Consider the following 2077-nt stretch of genomic DNA (forward strand, 5'->3'; position numbering starts at 1 on the left):
GCCGATCAGCGGCCCAGGCGCACCGCGACAGGGATAGGCATGCGACCAGGGGCCAACGATGCCGAGCTTCGGCCCCGGCAGATGTTCGAGCAGGCGCGGCACGAAGTTGGAGTAGCTGTCCTCCCAGCCGCAGACGGCCATGACCGCGCATTCGATCGCCGCGTGGTCTTCGCAGACCGAGCCCTGCCGCCAGTAGTCGTCGCGGCGCTGATGCGCCAGCCAGATTTCCGACAGTGAGCTTGTCGCCGCAAGGCGGTCGGCCCACATGGCGCGCCAAGCGTCGCCGACGATCTGCGGGTCGGGCGCCATCGCCTTCTTTACCAGCATGAAGTTCGACCACATCTCCTGCTCGGTCAGCAGCGCGCCGCCCATATAGTGGATGTCGTCGGCGTAGCGGTCGTCGGTGGCGCAGTTGGTGATGATGGCTTTCAGAGCCGGCGGCCGGCGCGCCGCCACCTGCAGCGCGTTGAAGCCGCCCCAGGAAATGCCGGTCATGCCGACATTGCCGTTGCACCAGGGTTGTGCGGCGAGATGGGCGATGATCTCGCAGGCGTCCTCCTGCTCGCGCGGCAGATATTCATCGGCCAGATCGCCGTCGGAATCGCCCGAGCCCCTGATATCGATGCGGGCGCAGGCGATGCCGTGGCCGGCAAGCCAGGGGTGGATATCGATGTCGCGGGCCACGGTGCCGTCGCGCCGGCGATAGGGCACCATCTCGACGACGACAGGCACCTTGGTATTGGTGCGCGGGCGCCACAAAGTGGCGGCGATGCGCGTGCCGTCGGCCAGCGTGATCCAGAGCGGATCGACGGTTTCGACGGCAAAGGGGAACTCGGTCCGTACCACGGCAGGCACTCGTTAAATCGCCTTGTTGAACGTTCGTACAACAAGGCGATTTAAGGCGCAATCCCGCCGCGCGCTTTTTGGCGCCGAATGCCGTTTAAGCTCTGCGCCGTTCGGGCGGACCAGCGAGAGATCGTGGCGTTGGATGGTGGAAGCAAACCTTGCCGGCCGGACGGTATCGCCCGGCCTGCGATCTTTATTCGGCGGCCAGCGCCAGTTGCGGCTTGTCGGCCTTTTGGCTCAGCTCCAGATCGTCGGTCGGCTCCGCGGCACCGCGCTTCTTGGGCTCGCGGCCGAAGAACAGGGCATAGCCCGCCGGCAGCACCAGGATGGTCAGCACGGTGGCGACGACGATGCCGCCCATCATGGCGTAGGCGAGCGGCCCCCAGAACACGGCGCGCGAGATCGGGATCAGCGCCAGCACGGCCGTCATCGCCGTCAGCACGATCGGCCGGAACCGGCGTACAGCCGAGCCGATGATCGCTTCGGAGCGTTCCATGCCCTTGGCAATGTCCTGGTCGATCTGGTCGACCAGGATGATCGAGTTGCGCATGATGATGCCGAGCAGCGCGATGACCCCGAGGATGGCGACGAAGCCGAACGGCGCACCGCTGATCAAAAGGGCGGCGGCAGCACCGATGATGCCGAGCGGACCGGTCGCCAGCACCAGCATCGCCTTGCCGAAATTCTGCAGCTGGATCATCAAGAGCACGACGATGATGGCCAGCATGATCGGTGCCTTGGCGGCGATCGAGGCCTGGCTTTCCGCCGAATCCTCGGCACCGCCCTGGATCTCGATCTTATAGCCGGGAGCCAGACCGTCACGCAGGCCCTGCATGTCCTTGTAGAGCTTGGTGACGACGTCGTTGGACTGCACGCCGTCGGGCAGCGTTGCCCGCACGCTGATGGTCGGCAGGCGGTCGCGGCGCCATTCGATGCCTTGCTCCAGCACCGGGACAACCTTGGCCACCTGCGACAGCGGCACGAAGCCGCCGAAATCGGTCGGGATGTAGACGGAGTCGACCGAGGACAGCAGGCTGCGGCTGGCATCCGGCTCGCGGGCGACGATGGACACCGTCTCCTCGCCGTCGCGGAAATCGTCGAGCGGCGCGCCGGACATCGATGCCTGCAGCATCTGGCGGATGCGCTGCGAGGTGACGCCGAGCGCGCGGGCACGATCCTGGTCGATGACCAGCTTCATCGCCGGCACCGGCTCCAACCAATCGTCGTGCAC

At 66.2% G+C, this 2077-nt stretch carries 2 protein-coding genes; both read right to left on the reverse strand.

Annotation, left to right across the window (positions count from 1 at the left end):
• The coding region (locus EN935_RS33000; RefSeq protein WP_127374075.1) for a CocE/NonD family hydrolase at window positions 1–846 on the reverse strand (846 nt) is incomplete at its 3' end.
• 193 nt (window positions 847–1039) lie between these two features.
• Window positions 1040–2077: efflux RND transporter permease subunit (locus EN935_RS33005; protein WP_164771567.1), on the reverse strand; the 1038-nt coding region annotated here is incomplete at its 5' end.

The sequence above is a fragment of the Mesorhizobium sp. M7D.F.Ca.US.004.03.1.1 genome (assembly GCF_003998635.1).
Classification (GTDB): domain Bacteria; phylum Pseudomonadota; class Alphaproteobacteria; order Rhizobiales; family Rhizobiaceae; genus Mesorhizobium; species Mesorhizobium loti.